1 pseudogene is annotated in these 231 nt (G+C 61.9%); it reads right to left on the minus strand.

What is annotated here, in order from left to right:
- Positions 1-231: pseudogene (locus R0J92_RS27210) on the minus strand (chemotaxis protein MotB); the annotation flags it as partial.

The following is a 231-nucleotide window of genomic DNA, read 5'->3' on the forward strand; positions in this document are numbered from 1 at the left end:
GTTATTCGGCAGGTCCCCGATTGCGTCGCTCACCAACGCCAGCAGCTTCTTCGTATAGGGCTTCGGCTCGGCGCTGCCGGACTCGAACATCGACCGGCCTTCGGCGTCGACGATCTGGATGCGCATGCCCTCCGGTGTCTGGTCGATCAGCAAATGTTCCTTCAGATCGGCCAGGTCGGGGTTCTCCTGCAGTGCCTGCTTCAGCTGCTCCTCGGCGGATGCGAATTGCTC

Source organism: Tritonibacter sp. SIMBA_163, assembly GCF_046535935.1.
Classification (GTDB): domain Bacteria; phylum Pseudomonadota; class Alphaproteobacteria; order Rhodobacterales; family Rhodobacteraceae; genus Epibacterium; species Epibacterium scottomollicae.